Annotated in this window: 22 protein-coding genes; 9 read left to right on the plus strand and 13 right to left on the minus strand. The window is 66.5% G+C overall.

Going from position 1 to position 17,598, the window contains the following annotated elements; translation table 11 throughout:
• Nucleotides 1–9: 9 nt before the first annotated feature.
• The 5 genes from EJE94_RS13540 to EJE94_RS13560 all read right to left on the minus strand — a co-directional run bounded on the left by EJE94_RS13540 (nucleotide 10) and on the right by EJE94_RS13560 (nucleotide 3,114).
• Nucleotides 10–732 (minus strand): Crp/Fnr family transcriptional regulator, encoded by a 723-nt coding sequence (locus EJE94_RS13540; RefSeq protein WP_121242965.1) that lies wholly within the window; start codon nucleotides 730–732, stop codon nucleotides 10–12.
• Between the two features lie 55 nt (nucleotides 733–787).
• A complete protein-coding gene (locus EJE94_RS13545) occupies nucleotides 788–1,279 on the minus strand; it encodes a nitrous oxide reductase accessory protein NosL (protein WP_121242967.1) in 492 nt (163 codons plus the stop codon).
• A gap of 7 nt (nucleotides 1,280–1,286) precedes the next feature.
• Nucleotides 1,287–1,892, minus strand: a complete 606-nt coding sequence (locus tag EJE94_RS13550; RefSeq protein WP_121242969.1) for a nitrous oxide reductase accessory protein NosL — start codon at nucleotides 1,890–1,892, stop codon at nucleotides 1,287–1,289.
• A 109-nt stretch (nucleotides 1,893–2,001) separates the two neighbouring features.
• Nucleotides 2,002–2,478 (minus strand): hypothetical protein, encoded by a 477-nt coding sequence (locus tag EJE94_RS13555; RefSeq protein ID WP_243642621.1) that lies wholly within the window; start codon nucleotides 2,476–2,478, stop codon nucleotides 2,002–2,004.
• 12 nt (nucleotides 2,479–2,490) lie between these two features.
• Nucleotides 2,491–3,114: a hypothetical protein gene (locus tag EJE94_RS13560; RefSeq protein WP_121243198.1), complete on the minus strand. Its 624-nt coding sequence runs from the start codon at nucleotides 3,112–3,114 to the stop codon at nucleotides 2,491–2,493.
• A gap of 140 nt (nucleotides 3,115–3,254) precedes the next feature.
• Between EJE94_RS13560 and EJE94_RS13565 the strand changes: the two genes are divergently transcribed.
• The 4 genes from EJE94_RS13565 (at nucleotide 3,255) to EJE94_RS13580 (ending at nucleotide 6,999) form a co-directional block, all read left to right on the plus strand.
• The gene (locus tag EJE94_RS13565; RefSeq protein WP_165904846.1) at nucleotides 3,255–3,818 is read left to right on the plus strand and encodes a TetR/AcrR family transcriptional regulator; all 564 of its coding nucleotides are present in this window, start codon (nucleotides 3,255–3,257) and stop codon (nucleotides 3,816–3,818) included.
• Nucleotides 3,815–4,999 (plus strand): efflux RND transporter periplasmic adaptor subunit, encoded by a 1,185-nt coding sequence (locus EJE94_RS13570; protein WP_121242973.1) that lies wholly within the window; start codon nucleotides 3,815–3,817, stop codon nucleotides 4,997–4,999. The genes EJE94_RS13565 and EJE94_RS13570 overlap by 4 nt, the downstream gene beginning before the upstream one ends.
• Nucleotides 5,000–5,078: 79 nt before the next feature.
• Entirely contained in the window at nucleotides 5,079–6,281 is a 1,203-nt protein-coding gene (locus EJE94_RS13575) for an ABC transporter permease (protein ID WP_121242975.1), read from the plus strand.
• 34 nt (nucleotides 6,282–6,315) lie between these two features.
• Complete coding sequence (locus tag EJE94_RS13580) at nucleotides 6,316–6,999, plus strand: ABC transporter ATP-binding protein (protein ID WP_121243200.1); 684 nt, start codon at nucleotides 6,316–6,318, stop codon at nucleotides 6,997–6,999.
• Here the strand turns inward: EJE94_RS13580 and EJE94_RS13585 are convergent.
• Nucleotides 6,996–7,322: a TusE/DsrC/DsvC family sulfur relay protein gene (locus EJE94_RS13585; RefSeq protein WP_243642622.1), complete on the minus strand. Its 327-nt coding sequence runs from the start codon at nucleotides 7,320–7,322 to the stop codon at nucleotides 6,996–6,998. The two genes, EJE94_RS13580 and EJE94_RS13585, sit on opposite strands and share 4 nt — an antisense overlap.
• Nucleotides 7,323–7,422: 100 nt before the next feature.
• Between EJE94_RS13585 and EJE94_RS13590 the strand changes: the two genes are divergently transcribed.
• From EJE94_RS13590 to EJE94_RS13605, 4 genes are all read left to right on the plus strand, one after another.
• Nucleotides 7,423–7,872 carry a MarR family winged helix-turn-helix transcriptional regulator gene (locus EJE94_RS13590; RefSeq protein WP_121242977.1) on the plus strand — a complete coding sequence of 150 codons (450 nt, stop codon included), beginning with the start codon at nucleotides 7,423–7,425 and terminating at the stop codon, nucleotides 7,870–7,872.
• Nucleotides 7,872–9,044, plus strand: a complete 1,173-nt coding sequence (locus EJE94_RS13595) for an NnrS family protein (protein WP_121242979.1) — start codon at nucleotides 7,872–7,874, stop codon at nucleotides 9,042–9,044. The genes EJE94_RS13590 and EJE94_RS13595 overlap by 1 nt, the downstream gene beginning before the upstream one ends.
• A gap of 86 nt (nucleotides 9,045–9,130) precedes the next feature.
• A complete protein-coding gene (locus tag EJE94_RS13600) occupies nucleotides 9,131–9,394 on the plus strand; it encodes a DUF2249 domain-containing protein (protein ID WP_121242981.1) in 264 nt (87 codons plus the stop codon).
• Between the two features lie 4 nt (nucleotides 9,395–9,398).
• The gene (locus EJE94_RS13605; protein WP_121242983.1) at nucleotides 9,399–10,127 is read left to right on the plus strand and encodes a hypothetical protein; all 729 of its coding nucleotides are present in this window, start codon (nucleotides 9,399–9,401) and stop codon (nucleotides 10,125–10,127) included.
• A gap of 4 nt (nucleotides 10,128–10,131) precedes the next feature.
• Here EJE94_RS13605 and EJE94_RS13610 read toward each other — a convergent pair whose 3' ends face one another.
• Genes EJE94_RS13610 through EJE94_RS13625 form a run of 4 tightly spaced genes read right to left on the minus strand, consistent with a single transcriptional unit; the run spans nucleotide 10,132 to nucleotide 12,534 of the window.
• Nucleotides 10,132–10,431, minus strand: coding sequence for a cytochrome C oxidase subunit IV family protein (locus EJE94_RS13610; protein ID WP_121242985.1), 300 nt, complete (start codon nucleotides 10,429–10,431; stop codon nucleotides 10,132–10,134).
• Complete coding sequence (locus EJE94_RS13615; RefSeq protein WP_121242987.1) at nucleotides 10,431–11,021, minus strand: cytochrome c oxidase subunit 3 family protein; 591 nt, start codon at nucleotides 11,019–11,021, stop codon at nucleotides 10,431–10,433. Before EJE94_RS13615 ends, EJE94_RS13610 begins: the two co-directional genes overlap by 1 nt.
• A 50-nt stretch (nucleotides 11,022–11,071) precedes the next feature.
• A complete protein-coding gene (locus EJE94_RS14990) occupies nucleotides 11,072–11,836 on the minus strand; it encodes a pentapeptide repeat-containing protein (RefSeq protein ID WP_121242991.1) in 765 nt (254 codons plus the stop codon).
• The gene (locus EJE94_RS13625; protein ID WP_121242993.1) at nucleotides 11,836–12,534 is read right to left on the minus strand and encodes a sulfite exporter TauE/SafE family protein; all 699 of its coding nucleotides are present in this window, start codon (nucleotides 12,532–12,534) and stop codon (nucleotides 11,836–11,838) included. The genes EJE94_RS14990 and EJE94_RS13625 overlap by 1 nt, the downstream gene beginning before the upstream one ends.
• A gap of 58 nt (nucleotides 12,535–12,592) precedes the next feature.
• On the opposite strand from EJE94_RS13625, the gene pepN reads away from it, so the two are divergent.
• The gene (pepN, locus tag EJE94_RS13630) at nucleotides 12,593–15,274 is read left to right on the plus strand and encodes an aminopeptidase N (RefSeq protein WP_121242995.1); all 2,682 of its coding nucleotides are present in this window, start codon (nucleotides 12,593–12,595) and stop codon (nucleotides 15,272–15,274) included.
• A gap of 173 nt (nucleotides 15,275–15,447) precedes the next feature.
• Here pepN and EJE94_RS13635 read toward each other — a convergent pair whose 3' ends face one another.
• The 3 genes from EJE94_RS13635 to EJE94_RS13645 form a co-directional block, all read right to left on the minus strand.
• Entirely contained in the window at nucleotides 15,448–16,326 is an 879-nt protein-coding gene (locus EJE94_RS13635) for an FRG domain-containing protein (protein WP_121242996.1), read from the minus strand.
• Between the two features lie 95 nt (nucleotides 16,327–16,421).
• Complete coding sequence (locus tag EJE94_RS13640) at nucleotides 16,422–17,090, minus strand: hypothetical protein (protein WP_124962469.1); 669 nt, start codon at nucleotides 17,088–17,090, stop codon at nucleotides 16,422–16,424.
• Nucleotides 17,087–17,551, minus strand: coding sequence for a hypothetical protein (locus EJE94_RS13645; protein ID WP_121242998.1), 465 nt, complete (start codon nucleotides 17,549–17,551; stop codon nucleotides 17,087–17,089). The genes EJE94_RS13640 and EJE94_RS13645 overlap by 4 nt, the downstream gene beginning before the upstream one ends.
• Between the last annotated feature and the right edge of the window lie 47 nt (nucleotides 17,552–17,598).

The following is a 17,598-nucleotide window of genomic DNA, read 5'->3' on the forward strand; positions in this document are numbered from 1 at the left end:
GCCGCGCCGCTAACCTTCCTGCGAGATTTTCTCCAGCGCGGCGATGTCGCCGCGGAAGTGGCGGCTGGCGGCGCCGCTGCCGCTTTTGACCAGGAAGCCCTGGCGTACGAACTCGGAGACGATGCGGCTCACCGTCTCGGGCGTGCTGCCGATGATCGCCGCCATGTCGTCCACGCTGAAGCGGTGGATGCGGTCGCCGCTGCCGACGCGCAGGCGCAGCAGCAGCCGCGCCATGCGCGTGCGCGCCGGCGTGGTGCCCCCGACCAGCTCGGATAGCCAGGCCTCCGCCTCGCGCAGGGCATCCTGTGACTTCTGGAACAGGCGCGCCTGCAAGGCGCTGTGCTGGGCGACAAAGCGGCGAAAATAGGCGATGGGAATGCGACAGGCGCGCACGTCGCCGACGGCAACGGCTGCGTGCTCGTAATGGTCGGCGAAAGCCGACTCGAAGCCGGCGACGTCGCCGACCTTGAGCACGCGCACGATGTGCTCGCCGCCGGCCGGATCGTAGCGCACCATCTTCACGGCGCCGGCCCGGATGCAATAGACCGCCTCGGTCGGCACGCCCATGCCGAAGATCGTCGCGCCGTGGCCGTAGTCGAAGTCGTCGATGCCGGCATGGAAATCGACCAGATCCTCGAGCGTGACGTCGGAGCAGACCATGTCCTGCCGCAGGGCGCAGGCGAAGCAGTTGCTGCGACCTTGGCAGCGGACTTGTGGCGGATGTTTTGACATGGAGTGCAATGATAACCCGTCGACCGAAAAGTCGGCTCCGGCGGGACGGCGAACCTCAAAACCTGCCGTCGTCGAGATTCGTCGGCAGGTCCTTCGTCACCTGATCGAAGGTGAGCACCTTGCGGCCCTTGTGTTCCTTCAGGAAATCGGCGGCATCTTCCTTCGAAGCCAGCGGCACGAACTCGTGGCCCATCGGGCCGAGCACGTCGGAACCCGTGACGTACCAGGCCTTGCGCGCATCCATGCGCTGCAGGTTGTAGAAGTCGGTGACCCAGATCACCGCCATGTCCTCGCGCTTGTGGCCGGCCGCATATTTCGCCGGATCGAACCAGAACTTGAACATGTCCTTGGCGCCGTCGAAATGGTGGACGTGGCCGTCCTTGTAAACGATGGTCGCGACCCAGTTGGAATATTTCGACACCAGCATGCCGCAGACCGGGCACAGATCCTTCGGCCCCGGCTTCGGCCCCGGCTTCGGCGGCAGCGCCTGGGCGACGGCGAGCGCCGTCCAGGCGGCGAGCAGCAGCGCAAGAAGAAAGCGCCTCACTCTCACATCAGCCCTTCTGCTGCTCCATCATCTTCTTGCGGCGCTCGGCGCGGTTCTTGCGGATGCGGCTGACATCCTTAGACATGTCGGTATAGGCTACGAGCAGCGCCTGGTCGAACTTGACCAGCTCGCCGCCGTTGGCGGCCTGGGCCGCCTTGGCCGCGGCTTCCGTGCCATAAGCCACCTTGCTGTTGGCGGTCATCACGCCGGGCAGCTTGCTGCCGACGAGGAAGGTCGCCTTGTCGACCTCCACCAGCGGCTTCACCTCGCCGGCCGCCGCATTGTCGCCGACCCACAGTACCTTCGGCTCGCGGTCGACGTTGAGCGCGAGGCTGATCGCCGTGCAATGCAGCGAGCAGGTGCCGTCGGCGAGGTCGTCGCTGTACTGCACCAGCATGCGCGAGTGGTGATACTGCTTGCGGTCCATGCCGCAGTAGGGGCATTTCGGGTATTTCTCGATGTCGTTTTCATTGGCCTTGGCGTCGGCCGGCTTCTTCGGGATGAACTGCGCCGGCGTGCCATCGGCGGGGCAAGCCTGCTGGGCGTGGCTGTTGGCGGCGACGAGGCCGACGCCGGCGGCGAGCGAGAATTTGAACAGATCGCGGCGATCCATGATGCAGCTCCTTTCGAGGACATTAATGCGCTGCACCAATGCTAGCGCCGGATCGCATGGCGACCTTGCGACATGTTGTCGCAGGAACCCGCGTGCCTGGGTTCTGCCATCACTCGATCGGCTGCCAGCCCGGGTGGGCGAAGTACTTGCCGTAGCTGTTCAACGCCAAGGCGGCACGGTGTGCGGCGTCCGCCGGTTGGCCGGCAGCCTTGCCCTGCATCACCTCGGCGGCGCCGGCAAGATCGGCGATGACGATGTGCAGCATGGCGTCGGCCTTGGGCTCCAGCTTGCACTGGCTGACGATGGCGCCGATCTGCCCTTCGATGGATTTGCCCAGCGCGGCATAGTCCTCCCTGGCGAGACTGCCCTTGTGGATCGCATGCAGTTTGCCCGCCAGTTCGGCACGCATCGCGGCCATGGCCTGGCGCAGGGTTGCGTCGCTCGCCCACTTCTTGCCCTGGTTGAGCTGCAGTTTGGCGGGTGCCGCCTCATGTCGATGGTCGTGCGATTCCGCGGCCTTTGCTGGAATCGCGGCGCCGATGCTCACTCCGCTCAGCAGGGCGATGAACAGGTTGCAGCGCTTCATTGAAGTCTCCTTTCAGGGCTGGGGGAAGACGCAGATGACCTCGGGGTCGTCGGCATGGTCGAGCAACAGGCGGCGCACGCGCCCCTGCCAGAGTTCGCGGAATTCGCTCGTCTCCGCCGGGCTGGCCGCTCCGATCAGGCACAGCGACATCAGGCGGGACGTGCGCGGATCGCCGGGGACCCGATCGAGCCGCGCCGCTGCCTCGACCGCGGCACCGCCGTCGAGGCGGGTGTAGCGCACATCGCCGGCGGCGAGCGCCTGACCAAAGAACAGCCGGTCGCGCCGGTTGAAATGACCGCCGATTCCACGAAAGCCGCTGTCCTCCGTGGCGCCGGTGATCAGGGTGGCGACCGCCGCCATGACGCCGGTCACCCCGGCATCGCGCGGTTCGCGGAAATCGACCCGGAGGTTGCCGCGCTCGGGCAGCGCCTCGGGGTAGAGGGCCTTGAGCGCCGCCCGCGTCATCAGGAAGGCGGCCGCCACCGTCGGGCAGGAGTGGCCGGCCAGGCGCACCGCATCGGCGTAGCGGTATTCGATGAGCCCGCCGGCCGCGGCGCCGAGAAATTCCGCCAGCGGGTCGACAACCGGGATGGGGGGAGCGGCGGCGAAGAAGTCCGGAAACTGGCTTGGATTCATGATGGTCTTGATCGAAGGCGGCACAGACGATAGGATAGTAACAAGTTACTTACTTTTCAAGCGATGCCAACGATAAAAAATCACTGCCCGAGGCAAGCGAAAAACGCCGCCGCCTTCCCGCCGGCGAGCGCCGCCGAGAGGTGGTCGCCGCCGTCGTCGAGCTGGCGCGCGACCACGGCCCCGACGCGATCACGACGCAAGCCATCGCCGACCGCATCGGCGTCACCCATGGCGCGCTGTTCCGCCACTTCCCGGACAAGGCCGCGATGTGGGCCGCCGTGTTCGACTGGGTGCAGGCCGAACTCGGCGAAGTCGTCGGCGAGGCCTTCGCGGCCGGCGGCGAGCCGCTCGCCATCCTCGAACGCGTCTTTCTCGCCCATGTCGGCTTCGTCGCCAGCCATCCCGGCGTGCCGCGCATCCTGTTTCACGAATTGCAGCGCCCGGTCGATTCGGAATTCCACGAGCGCGTACGGCAGATGGTCGGCGCATACCGTCAGCGGCTCTGCGCGCTGCTGGTGCTGGCAAAAGAGCACGGCCAGCTGCCGGCCAGGCTCGACGAGGAAGCCGCCGCGGTGCTGTTTCTCGGCACGGTGCAAGGCCTGGTGGTACAAAGCACGCTGTTTCGCGGTGAGGCCGGCATGCAGTCGGCCGCCCGCCGCATCTTTCCCTTGCTGCTGAACGGCTTTCGCGGAGTGAACGCATGAAACTTCCTTCCCGCCGCGCGCTCGCACTCGGCCTCGCCGCCCTGCTCTTCCTCGCCGGTTTCGGCTGGCTGGTCGCCACCCAGGGGCCATTGGCGCGGGTCAAGGTCACCGTGGCCAAGGCCGGCGAAACGACGCTCGATCGCACGCTGTTCGGCATCGGCACGGTCGAGGCGCGGCGCAGCTATGCGATCGGCCCGACGGTGGCCGGTCGCGTGGCGGCCGTGCTCGTCGACCATGGCGAAGCCGTCACGGCGGGCCAGCTGTTGGCCGAGATGGACCCGGTCGATCTCGAGGCACGACAGGCCGCCGGCAGCGCCACCGCCGCCCGTGCCGGGCAACTCGTCGCCTCGGCACAGGCCGCGCTCGCCGAAGCGGGCAGCCGCGCCCGCCTCGCCCAGGCCAGCAGCGAACGCTACGCCGATCTGCGGCGCAAGAGTTTCGTCAGCCAGGAAGCGGCCGACGCCAAGGTCCACGAAGCGGCCGCCGCGCAGGCCGGGCAGGAAGCCGCCGCGGCGGCGCTCGCCGCGGCGAAGGACGAAGCGCGCCGCGCCCAGTCCGACCTCGCGGGGCTGGGCAAGAGCCGCGCACATTTGCGTCTGGTCAGCCCCGTCGATGGCATCGTCACCGCCCGGCTGGCCGAGCCGGGCTCGACTGTGGTAGCCGGCCAGTCGGTGGTGCAGGTCATAGACCCGGCCACGCTGTGGCTGCGCGTGCGCATCGACCAGGGGCGCTCGGCCGGACTGGCGGTCGGACTGCCCGTCGACATCGCATTGCGTTCGCGCCCCGGCCAGATGCTGAAGGGCCGGGTCGAACGGGTCGATCTGGTGGGCGACGCGGTGGCCGAGGAACGCATCGCCAACGTGAGTCTCGGCGAAGCACCGGGCAACCAGGCCATCGGCGAACTGGCCGAAGCGACACTGCATCTACCCCCCGCCGCCAAGGCGCTGGCCGTGCCAGCGGCGGCCGTGAAGCGCGTCGGCACGGAAAACGGCGTGTGGCGGCTGGTCGAGGGCCGCGCCAGATTTGCCGCCGTCTCCACTGGACCGGCATCCGCGGACGGCATGGTGCAGGTGCTGAACGGCCTGGCGGCCGGCGACGCAGTCATCGTCCATAGCAACCGGACGCTCACGCCGGACTTGCGGGTGAACGTGGTCGACACGCTGGTGAAAGCCGCGCCGTGACGGCCCCACTCGCTCGCAAGCCCGGCTCACTGCCCCCCGCAGGGAGGCGCATGCCTCCTTGGGGCGGCCCGGCGGAAGCATGATCAACCTCGCCGGCCGCGACATCCTCCATGGCTGGGGCAAATTCCTGTTCACCGGCGTCGGGCTCGGCCTGCTGATCGGCGTCACCCTGTCCATGGCCGGCATCTACCGCGGCATGGTCGACGACGGCCAGGTGCTGATCGACAACAGCGGCGCCGATCTTTGGGTCGTGCAACAGGGAACGCTGGGGCCGTACGCCGAGCCGTCGAGCATCCGCGACGACGTCTGGCGCGGCATCGCGGGACTGCCCGGCGTGGCCGAGACCGGCAACGCGGCCTACCTGACGATGCAGATCGAGCACGCCGGCAAGGAGTCGCGGGCGATGGTGGTCGGCATGGAGGTCGACCGTCCCAATCGGCCCGGCGCGCCGGCCTATCTCACCGCCGGCCGACCGGTGCTTGCCGGACACTACGAAGCGATCGCCGACGAACTCGCCAAATTCAAGCTCGGCGAGCGCGTGCGCATCCGCCGCCATGAATACGAGATCGTGGGGCTGACGCGGCGCATGGTGTCCTCCAGCGGAGACCCGATGATCTTCGTGCCCCTCAAGGACGCGCAGGAAATCCAGTTCCTCAAGGACAACGACGCGCTGCTCAACGAGCGCGCCCGCACCGCCGCCAACCCCGCCTTCAACCGCCCCGGCGTGCCGGGCCTGCTCGAGGCGGTGCAGGCCGCCAACGCGCAGAGCCGCATGGTCAATGCCGTGCTGGTGCGGCTGGAGGCGAACGCCGATCCCGAAGCGGTGGCCGCGGAGATCCGCCGCTGGAAGCGCCTGCAGGCCTACACCAAAGTGCAGATGGAGGACATCCTGGTGGCCAAGCTGATCGCCACCTCGTCCCGGCAGATCGCCATGTTCCTGGTCATCCTCTCGGTCGTCACCGCCGCCATCGTCGCCTTCATCATCTACACCATGACGCTGGCCAAGGTACGCGAGATCGCCGTGCTCAAGCTGATCGGCGCGAGGAACCGCACCATCGCCGGCATGATCCTGCAGCAGGCGCTGGGGCTGGGCCTGATCGGCTTTTTCGTCGGCCGCCTCGCCGCCGGGCTGTGGGCGCCGGTGTTTCCCAAGTACGTCCTGCTGCTGCCGGGCGACGCGCTGCGCGGCTTCGCCATCGTCATGGCGATCTGCGCGCTGGCCAGCGTCGTGGCGATCCGCGCCGCGCTCGCCATCGATCCGGCGGAGGCCATCGGTGGATAAGACGAGCATTCCCGCCATCCGCATCGAAGGCCTCATGAAGCGCTACGGCACGGGCGACGCCGCCGTCGACGCGCTCAAGGGTGTGGACATGACCGTCTGGCCCGGCGAGGTGGTGGGCCTCATCGGCCCCAGCGGCTCGGGCAAGACAACGCTGCTGAAGTGCCTCGGCGCCGTGATCGAGCCGACCGGCGGGCACATGCAGCTCTCCGGGGAAACCATCTACGACGGCAAGGATGGCGGCTGGCGCACCGGCGACCTGCGCGCGCTGCGCCGCGACCGCATCGGCTTCGTCTTCCAGGCGCCCTACCTGATTCCCTTCCTCGACGTCACCGACAACGTCGCGCTGCTGCCCATGCTGGCCGGCATCGACAATGCGGCCGCCCGCAAGCGCGCGCTGGAGCTGCTGACGGCGCTCGACGTGGCCCACCGCGCCGGCGCGCAGGTGTCGCAGCTCTCGGGCGGCGAGCAGCAGCGCGTCGCCATCGCCCGCTCACTGGCCAACCATGCGCCGATCATCCTCGCCGACGAGCCGACCGCCCCCCTCGATTCCGAGCGCGCCCTGACCGTCATTCGCATCCTCAACGACATGGCGGTGCAGTACCAGACCGCCATCATCGTCGTCACCCACGACGAAAAGATCATTCCGACCTTCAAGCGGATTTATCACATCCGCGACGGCAGGACGCACGAGGAGGCGGGCGAGGGACGCCCCCTCTAACCCGTGCTCCAGGCGCGCGGGCGCTTCATGCCGGCGACCTTGCAGGCCTGGCCGGGGTAGCCGTAGGGGAAGAGTTCGAACAGCCGCTTGCGACCCTGGCCGGGATAGCGCTGGTCGAGATGCTTGATGACGTGGCGCGCGTCGGGTGCGACCTGGCGTTCCTCGTAAAGGCCACGCATGAAACGGATCACGTCCCAGTGGTCGTCGGCGAGTTCGATGTCGAGTTCGCGCGCCAGCCTCTCCGCCACGCCCTCGTTCCATTCCGCCGGTTCGACCAGATAACCGTCGGCATCGCGAGCCGGCATTTTGATGCTTGCGTCCATGGTCTCCTCCTTGAAATCCATATGAAATATTACATCACGCCATGACATTATTTTCCGAATGTTATAGTTCGTCAACTCCCCCATTTGGGTTAGACACTGCATGCAAGATCCGCCCTTCGCCAAGGAAGAATTCGAGACGCTGTCGAATTTCCGCTACCAGCTGCGCCGCTTTCAGCACTGGAGCGAGCAACTGACACGCAGCAACGGCGTCACCAATCTGCAATACCTGTTGATGCTCCACGTCGCGGGCTACGCGGGACGCGAATGGGCGACCATTACCGAACTGGCCGAGCGGCTGCAGGCCCAGCATCACGGCGTCGTCGCGCTGGTGTCGCGCTGCGAGAAGCTCGGCCTGGTCGAACGCCGCCCCGGGCGCTCCGACGGCCGCGAAGTGGAAATCCACCTGACGCGCAAGGGCGAAAGAACGATAGACCGCCTCGCCCGCCTTCATCGCGACGAGCTGATGCGGATCGAGGGCGCCTTCGCCGTGCCGGGCACGGAGCAGCTGACGCAATCGGCGCGAAAGCGCGCCGGCCGGGAGGCAGCCTGATGCTTGCCAGATTCGCCGCCCATCCGCTCTGGCTCGTCGGCTTCCGCCCCTTCTTCGCGCTGGCCTGCCTCGCCGGGGCGACGCTGCCGCTGGCCTGGGCGCTGCTATTCACCGGCGCCGTGTCGCCGGCGCCGACTCTTCCGCTGCCGCCGCTGCAGTGGCACGCCCACGAGATGTTCTACGGCTTCGGCTGGGCCGTGCTCGGCGGCTTCCTGCTGACCTCGACCAAGAACTGGGTGGGCGTGCGCGGCTACCATGGCGGCACGCTGGTCTTCCTCGCCGCCGCCTGGCTGTTCGACCGCGCCGGCATGCTCTTCGGCGGCGCCTGGCCGGCGGCGCTGCTCGATCTGTCGCAGTTCCTGTTCCTCGCCGCCATCGTCTCCCTGCTGCTGGCCACACTGATCGGCCACCGCGAGAAGGACAGCTACCGCGGCGACAACATCTATTTTCTCCTGGCGCTGCCGCTGTTCCTGCCGGCCAAGTGGCTGACGCTCTCGCCCGAGCACTTCGCCGCCGGCACCGGCATGACGCTGGCGCTGTTCCGGCTGGTCTTCCTGCTGATGCTCGAGCGCACGGTGACGCAGTTCATGCGGGTCGCGGCCAAGGTCGAACTGCCGCGCGTCGCGCCGCTGGACCACGCCGTCAAGGCGCTGGCACTGGCGCTGGTCTTCGCGCCGTGGCTGCCGTCGTGGCTTGCAGCGGGTGCTTCGCTGCTGCTCGCCGCCCTGCTGTTCGTGCGCTGGATGCTGTGGCAGCCACAGGTCGCACTGCGGCGCCTCGACATCGGCATCATGTATCTCGGCTATCTCGCCATCGTCGCCCAGCTGGCGCTCGAATTCCTCGGGCAGGTGCGCGCCATCGCCTGGGTCGGCACGGTGCAGGTCCACCTGTTCACCTTCGGCGCCATGGGCCTGATCGTGCCGGCGATGATCACCCGCATCGCCAAGGGCCATACCGGGCGCAAGGCCGCCTTCGATGCGCGCGACAGAGCGGTGTTGTGGCTGATGCTCGCCGCCCTGTTCGTCCGCATCGGGCTGCCGCAACTGCTGCCGGGCGCCTACCCGATGTGGATCCACCTGTCGGCGACCCTCTGGGCGGCCGGCTTCGGCCTGCTCGGCTGGCGCGTCATCCCCTGGCTGCTCCAGCCGCGCGTCGACGGCAAGGAACACTGACAGGGCGGCGACCTGATCCGGATCAATTACCCGAGGGATGCCGTCAACTATGATCCGCCGACCCTGAACACACGGAGAGACCGATCATGACCACCATCCACGTCCACAACCACACCAACGCCGAAGGCGTCTACGGCTTCGACGCGCGCGGCATCGCCAAGCGCTTCCGCCACGCCGCCATCTTCGGCGCACTCGATTCGCTCAATGCCGGCGAAGTGATGCGCTTCGTCAACGACCATGACCCGATCCCGCTGCTGCAGCAGATGCAGGCCCGCTACGGCGACGGCGTCGAGATCGCCTACCGCCAGCGCGATCCCGCCGGCGTGATGATCGACTTCACCAAGCGCTGAGCACATGAAACGAGCGGCGGTCTGGCTGCTGCTCGCGCCGTTGGGCGCGCTGGCGGCGGACGACCTGCCGCCACTGCAGCAGGCGCCGGCCGAGTACGCGCGCCGCGCCGCCGCGGCCGCGCCGTGCGCAACCGGCGATGTGGTCGCGCTGACCGTCGCCGCCGATGCCAGGTCCGGCCTCGAGGCGACCTACGACGCCGCGCGCGGCCGGCTGCGCATCCTCTACCGCATGGCCTTCAACCAGCTCACCGAGGGCTGGAACTGGCACCCCGAGCGCGCGCTGGCCGGCGACGACTACTACACCTACAAGTACCTGCCGCTGGCCTCGGTCGATGAGGACCGCGGCACTTACCGCGCCGAGGACAAGATCGGCTCGCCGCAGGAATTCCGCGTGCAATGGCGCACGGATTACTTCTTCGCCTTCGACAATCCCTACGGGTTCTACCCGCACGATGCGGACGACGACGCCGGCTTCGTCGCCGATGTCGCCGTGCCCGCGGCCGAGGCCGCGCGGCTAGCCGGCGGCGACCTGCGCATGGCGCTCTCCGGCCGGCTCGGTGCGGACTGCATCTCCGACAGCACCACCTTCTGGAAGGCGACCTCTGCCGCGCCCGTCGACTTCACCCTGAAGAAGCGCTACCTGATCGGCAAGCTCGCCGCCGTGTGGTTCTACGACGCCGCATCGGGCAGGGTCCTCGCACGGCTCCCCGCGACCCCGGCACAGGGACGCTAGCAGCTCATCCGACCACGCGCGCCGTCACGCGCGCGATGACGTCGCCGAAGCCGTGGCTCAGCAGCACCAGCACGGGCACGACCACGATGAAGGCGTAGAGCACGCGGCGGATGGTGGGGCTGGCGTCGCGCATTTCCATGTAATGGTCGATCACCAGCCGCCCCTTGAAGGCGATGAGAAAGGCGACTGTCAGGCTCAGCGCCCAGCCGCGCTCTCCGGTTTCGCCGAGCCAGGCGCCGGCCGCCGTGAGGCCGAGCAGCAGCAGCCAGATGCGTTCGGCGTGAGCGGCGGAGGTCGGGCTCATCAGCGCAGCACGTAGAAGAAGGGAAAGATCACCAGCCAAATCACGTCGGTGGTGTGCCAATAGACGGCCGCCGCCTCGAGGCCGCTGTAGTCCTCGGCCGAATAGACGCCGAGGCCGGTGCGCACCGCGACCCAGCCCAGGCCGAGGATGCCCCAGCTCACATGCACCAGGTGGTTGAGCGTCAGGTAGTAGTAGGTCGTGTAGAAGATGCCGGCCTGGCCGTCGATGCCGTTGGCGATATTCCAGCGGATCTCGAAGAACTTCACCAGTGGGTAGCCGAGGCCGAGCAGAATCGCGCCGACCACCCAGCCCAGCGTCGCACGCTTGCGGTCCTGCCGTATCGCGGCGACGGCCTTGACCATGCAGTAGCCGCTGGTGAGCAGCAGGAAGGTGATGGTCGTGCCGGCGACGGTGGCGAGCTGGCTGGGGCCCTTGAGGAAGGCCTCGGGATGGTGGGCCTTGGCGATGAAATAGACGCCGAACAGCAGCAGGAACTCGACCAGCACGCAGAAGATGCCGACCCAGATGCCCTTGTTGCCGGGAATGCGGCCAGGGGCGGCGGCGGGATCGAGCGCGAGGGTTGCGGACATCGGCCGATTCTAGGCGCAGGCCGCGGCCGGCGGCATGAGCGAAATCAAGCCTAGCGCCGCTCGCGCACCACGAAGATCTCGCTCAGCGCCTCCTGCACCGAGGCAGCGCGATTGAGCGACTGGTCGAAGTTGGCATCCCATACGTCGGCATTGGCGAACTCGGCGCCGTCGAGGTCGGCCTTGAAGAATCGGGCATGGCGCAGCGTCGCGCCGGCCAGGCGTGTGCCCTTGAGATTCGCCCCGCTGAAATCGACGTCCTCCATCGCCGCGCCCGTGAGGTCGGCGCCGGACAGATCGGCGCCGGCCATTTTCGCGCCCGAGAACACGCCGCGGAACGAATAGCAGTTGCGGATCGAGGCGCCGGTGAGGTCGATGCCCTCCATCAGGATGTCCTTGAGGTAGGCACCGGAAAAGTCGGCCCTGGCGGCACGGGCATTGATCAGGTTGGCGCCGAAGAGATAGGCGCCCTGCAGCTGCGCGTCCTCGAGACGGGCTTCGTCGAAGATGGCGTGGAACAGATCGGCTTTGCGCAGGTCGGCGCGATCGAGGTTGGCGCCGGTGAAGTTGGCCCACTTGGCGTTGGCTTCGCGCAGGTCGGCACCGGCGAGATTGGCCTTCTTCAGGTTGGTGCTTTCGAGCTTGGCGCCGGCCAGCTTCGCGCCGGAGAGGTCGATGCCCGCAAGAGATCGCCGGGTGAAGTCGCAGCGCGAGAGATCGGTGGCCGCCTTCGGTGCCGCGCAGTCGCCCGGCGGCAGCTCGGCCGCGAGCAGCGGCGAACATGTCAGGGCGAAGAAGATCACGGAAAGGATGCGCATCACGCCACCAGTTTGTGCATGACCAGGTAGAAGCGCACACCTTGCCACAAGGTCGATGCGCCGAGCAAGATCACGAACAGCGCCGCCCCCTTGAGCAGCCAGCCGCGCAAGGCGGGCCCGAGCTTGCCGAAGAGGAAGGACGCCGAGAGCATCGACGGCAGCGTGCCGGCGCCGAAGGCCAAGAGCAGCAGCATGCCCTCGGGCGGGCTGGGCGCGGTGGTCGCCTGCACCGCCATGGCCATGGTCATCGAGCAGGGCATGAGGCCGTTGATGGCGCCGCCGATCACGGCGCCCGCGACCGGTCCCTTCTGCGTCGCCGTGGCGAACTGCCGGCGCAGCCAGGCCAGCGGCGCGAAGCCGTAGGCATTGCGGATCGGCGAGACGCCGAGCAGGTCGACGCCAAGCAGGATCACGATCAGCCCCGCGACGATCTGCAGCACGCCCTGCGCCAGGCCGACGCCGCCGCTGGCGACGACGACAGCGCCGATCGACGCCGCGATGAGGCCGACCACGGCGTAGATCGAGATGCGTGCGCCGTGGTAGGCGAGGTAGGGCCAGGGGCCGCGCGCCTTGAGCTTCATGAAGAACGCCGACACCAGGCCGCCGCACATGCCGAGGCAATGGCCGCTGCCGAGCAGGCCGACCATGAAGGCGGCCGCGTAGGAGAACTCGGCGATGTGCTGGTGGGCGTGATCCATGGGGCGCCATTCTGCCCGATCCCCGATGGCACGCGCCGAAGCGCCCTAAAATGCCGCCATGAGAACCGACACCCCCCAAAGCATCTACCTCAAGGACTACACCCCGCCGGCCTGGCTCGTCGACACGGTCGACCTCCACGTCGCCATCCACGACACCCACGCCGAGGTGCGCGCCACGCTGGCCTGCCGGCGCAATCCGGCCGGTCCCGGCGGCGCGCTGGTGCTCGACGGCGAGGAACTGGCGCTGCAGGAGCTCGCCATCGACGGCGCCGCGCTGGCGCCCTTCTGCTACGCCCTCGCCGACGACCGCCTCGCCATCGCCAGCGCCAACGGCGCGCCGCTGCCCGAGCGCCTGACGCTCGCCACCCGCGTGCGCATCGCGCCCGACGCCAACACCCAGCTCTCCGGGCTCTACCGCTCGAAGGACGGCTACTTCACCCAGTGCGAGGCGCAGGGCTTCCGCCGCATCACCTTCTACCCCGACCGGCCCGACGTCATGGCGCGCTTCACTTGCACCATCGAGGCCGCGCGCGAGCGCTTTCCGCAGCTGCTCTCCAACGGCAACCTCGTCGCAACGGGTGATGCCACCGACGGCCGCCACTGGGCGCGCTGGGAAGACCCCTACGCCAAGCCCTGCTACCTCTTCGCGCTGGTCGCGGCGAAGCTCGACGTGCTGGAAGACCGCTTCGCCACCCGGTCCGGCCGCACGGTGCGGCTGGCGGTCTACGTCGAGCCGGGCAAGCTCGACCAGTGCGGCCACGCCATGGCCGCGCTGAAGAAGAGCATGGCCTGGGACGAGCGCCGCTTCGGGCTGGAGATGGACCTCGACCACTACATGATCGTCGCCGTCGGCGACTTCAACATGGGCGCGATGGAGAACAAGGGCCTCAACATCTTCAACACCAAATACGTCCTCGCCCGCCCCGACACCGCCACCGACGCCGACTTCCAGGGCATCGACCGCGTCGTCGCCCACGAGTACTTCCACAACTGGACCGGCAACCGCGTCACCTGCCGCGACTGGTTCCAGCTCTCGCTCAAGGAAGGCCTCACCGTCTTCCGCGACCAGGAGTTCGGCGCCGACGTGCATTCGCGCGCCGTCACGCGAATCCAGGAAGTGCGGGCGCTGCGCGTCGCGCAGTTTCCCGAGGACGCCGGCCCGATGGCGCACCCGATCCGCCCGGCCTCCTACGCCGAGATCAACAACTTCTACACCGCCACCGTCTACCAAAAGGGCGCCGAGGTGGTGCGCATGATCCACACCCTGATCGGCGAAGCCGCCTTCCGCCGCGGCATGGACCTCTACTTCGCGCGCCACGACGGCCAGGCCGTGACCTGCGAGGACTTCGTCGCCGCCATGCAGGACGCCTCGGGCGTGGATCTGGCCCAGTTCCGCCGCTGGTACGCCCGCGCCGGCACGCCGCACCTCAAGGCCGAGGGCCGCTACGACGCGCAGGCCCGGCGCTACACCCTGACGCTGACGCAAAGCCTCGCCCCCACCGCCTACGAAAAGCGCCTGCAGGAGGCGGGCCTCGCCATCGACGACGGGCCGCTGCACATCCCCGTCGCCCTCGGCCTCGTGCTGCCCGACGGCAGCGACGCCCTGCCCGAGAAGACCCGGGTGCTCCCGCTCACGCAGCAAAGCCAGACCTTCGTCTTCGACGGCATCCCCGCCGCGCCCGTCGCCTCGCTGCTGCGCGGCTTCTCGGCGCCGGTGCATCTCGATTTCGCGCAGGGCGACGAAGAACTCGCCCACCTGATGGCCTGGGACAGCGACCCGGTCAACCGCTGGGAAGCCGGCCAGCGCCTCGCCACCCGCATCCTGCTCGCGGGGATCGCCGCCGGCGGCGAAGGCACGGACTGGATTCCCGACACCTTCGTCGCCGCCGTCGCGCGCGTGCTCGACGACGGCCTGCGCCACGACGCGGCACTCGCCGCCGAGGCGCTGATCCTGCCGGCCGAGCAGGTGCTGGCCGAGGAAATGGCGGGAGCAGGCAAGGCCATCGACCCCGAGGCCATCCACCGCGCGCGCATCGCCCTGCGCCGCCACCTCGCCGCGCGGCTGCGCGACCGGTTCGAGGCGGCGTGGGCCGCCCTCGCCCCGACCGAGCCCTACTCTCCCGACGGCCCGCAGGTCGGTCGCCGCGCCCTGCGCAACCTGGTGCTGGGCTACCTCGCCGAAAGCGACGCGGAATACCTCAATGCCAGCGTGATGCCGCGCCTGACGGCGCAGTGCAGCGGCGCCGGCAACATGACCGACGTGATCGCCGCGCTGGGCACGCTCGCCAACCTTGACGCGCCCGAGCGCACGGCGGCGCTCGACGCCTTCCATTCACGCTGGCAGGGCGAGGCGCTGGTGGTCGACAAGTGGCTGCAGGTGCAGGCCACCTCGCGCCTGCCCGGCACCGCGGCGCGCGTGCGCGAGCTGATGCGCCATGCCGCCTTCGACATCAGGAACCCGAACAAGGTCTATGCGCTGGTGCGCGCCTTCTGCGCCGCCAATCCGCGCCACTTCCACGCCGCCGACGGCGAAGGCTACCGCTTGGCGGCCGACGTCATCACCGAGCTGCAGGCGATGAACCCGCAGGTCGCCGCCCGCATCGCCCGCAGTTTCGACCGCTGGCGCCAGGTCGACGCCGCGCGGCAGGCCCACGCCCGCGCCGCGCTGGAGCGCATCCGCGACTGCGCCGGCCTGGCGCGAGACGTGGCCGAGGTGGTGGGCAAGGCGCTGGAGGGGTAGGCGGCCCTGTCGATTCAGGTGAGGCGTTCGCGGGTTCGCGAGCCTATGTGAAGCCGCCGTCCTCGCGGCGGGTGTTCGGTCGAAGCAGACTTTGCGAAGTCGCGGCCTTGATCGTTGCTAGCGACCCATAGCGGAACTAGCTTGGGTGCGAAAGCAGACGTTCAACGTTCTGCTTAACCGGCACGCCGCTTACGGCGCGTCCGAGTTAAAGCGATGGTTGGATCGTTTTCAGACGTGGTCTTTAACTGTGAGCAAATCTCTTTGATTCGATCATCTCCGGGGTAGAGTGCCTCAGTAGGAATGGCGTGAAAATTCTCGTCCCAGAATGCCTTAGCTACCAGTTTAAATTTGGCAATCAGCCGGACTCCCGTGTCGAGGCTCGGGTGTTTGCGAAGGCGCTTCGATGGAAATGTTCCAACAAGAAATCCTTCTTGGAAATATGGTCGCTGTGCTTCTGGTGGGCAGATACTCAGTAGGCGAATATTGATAATTTCGTGTTCAACCGAGTATGTAATGCTTCCATTTGGGTGTGGGAACCCAAATATATAAAGATAGCCAGCGTCTTCTGCATCATTGAGCGCAAAAGATGCTGCCACTCTCAGAGAGTGAGTGACGTCCAGAAACGGAGTTGGGCAAACTTCATAGTGCTGCAAAATTGCCCACGTGAGTTCCGAAAACTTGGCAAGTTTGTCATGACCGCGAATCCCTTCTTCTTTAAGTCTTTTGAGGAGTGCATCAGACTGTTGTTGGAGTGTTCTGTATCGCTCTTCAAGCGCATTTTCCGTTAAAGATCGGCCGGGTAAACGGTAGATGGATGGGTAAAAGCTGTTGATGCGCTGACCATCTTCCGTATTCTTCCAGTATTGGTTGGCTTGCCCGCGATAAAACAGAACCTGCTCAGGGTTGTGGTACGAGATTTCTGCTACGGCTCTGACCAATTCTCGAAACGTTGCAATTTCGACGGGCATGCTGGAGAGAACGTCCTTTAACGGATATTTCTTTCCAGTTGTGATTGAGTGGTGCGACCAAATACTTGAACTGATACGAAGCATACGACCCCCGGGTGCTGGCGATCTAACGTGGTGTTGAGGCGCCTGCGCGGCCTTTTGCGCAGGTCGCCTCGAACGCAGGGTTAGCCCTCATGGCGTTATCGGCGCTTGGCTCTTGCATTCCGAAATACCTCTCGGAACTGAGCAACCACTTGGACTTCCGAATCTGCGTTCAGTGGAGTAAGACCAAAGTGGCGTTTCCGCTTATGGTGCGCAAGCACACGGTCGACTGAACGGCCATCACTATTGCTTAGCATGAAGCGCCCATCGGAGCCAAGGTCCGCCGTGGTGCCGAGAAATTCCCGCCCGAGAGCGATGCCGAGTTTGCCAGTGTAGAACTTGCATTCAGCAGTCATTAGCACGTCGGCCTTCTTGGGATGTACCCAGTTCCTTCGGCAAAACTGGGCTTCAGCTGCCTCGATCACGGCAATGTCACATTCATGCAAGACGCCAGCAAGCCCTTCAACGTAGACGCCGACATGAGCTTCAAATGACAGTCCTTGTGGAAAGTCAATGCGCGCATGTGAATAGTCGTTAGCGGGAGAGTAGATGCGGCCTGGAGCAGTTCGAAATCGGAGAGGGGATGGATTATGGGTGCCCGAGGCTGATTCAAAGCTGACTGACGCACCTTCTTCCCTGGCTGCCCGAAGTGCCAAAGTCATTACATACACTTCGAATGCGTCGTTCGCTTGGCCGGATGATGCTACTGGTGCATAGCCACTCAATAGAGTGTTATAGGCAGCTTGTAAATCCGCGAGGCTGGTCATTTGGCAAGCCTCTCACGGAACGCGGCAAATCGCTCTGAAAGGTCTTCAGCATCCACTGCACCGTCCCGCAGCGAGCGCTGATAGCCCCCGTCGGGGCGTTCCTCATCATCGGGGGCCGAGAATTCAATTGCTGATGCTCGTGATCCTAGGTCCCGCAGAGCCTTAGCTGTAGCGTCCTGCATAGAAGGTAATGTGACAAATATCTCTTTGAGCGCAAATTGAATAAGCTCCATCTTTTCGCTTTCGTCATACGGACGTGACATCTCATACTTTTCGCGCTTAGTTCGCTCTCGCGGTGTCAGGTCCATTGAATCCAAGAAATTCCGCTGGCCAAGACCAGTCTCTTCCTTTGCGCTGTGGGTGATTCCTTCGGTGAACGAGGCAACCAACTGCTCAGAGACCCATGACAGCTTCTCGTCCAAACGTAGGAGGTCGAGTGCTGCTCGGCTTTGGTCGGTCATCGCTATCGTGCTCCTGTGGAAGGCAATTTGTGAAAGGATTGATGAGG

It is taken from the genome of Sulfurisoma sediminicola, assembly GCF_003865015.1.
Lineage (GTDB): Bacteria > Pseudomonadota > Gammaproteobacteria > Burkholderiales > Rhodocyclaceae > Sulfurisoma > Sulfurisoma sediminicola.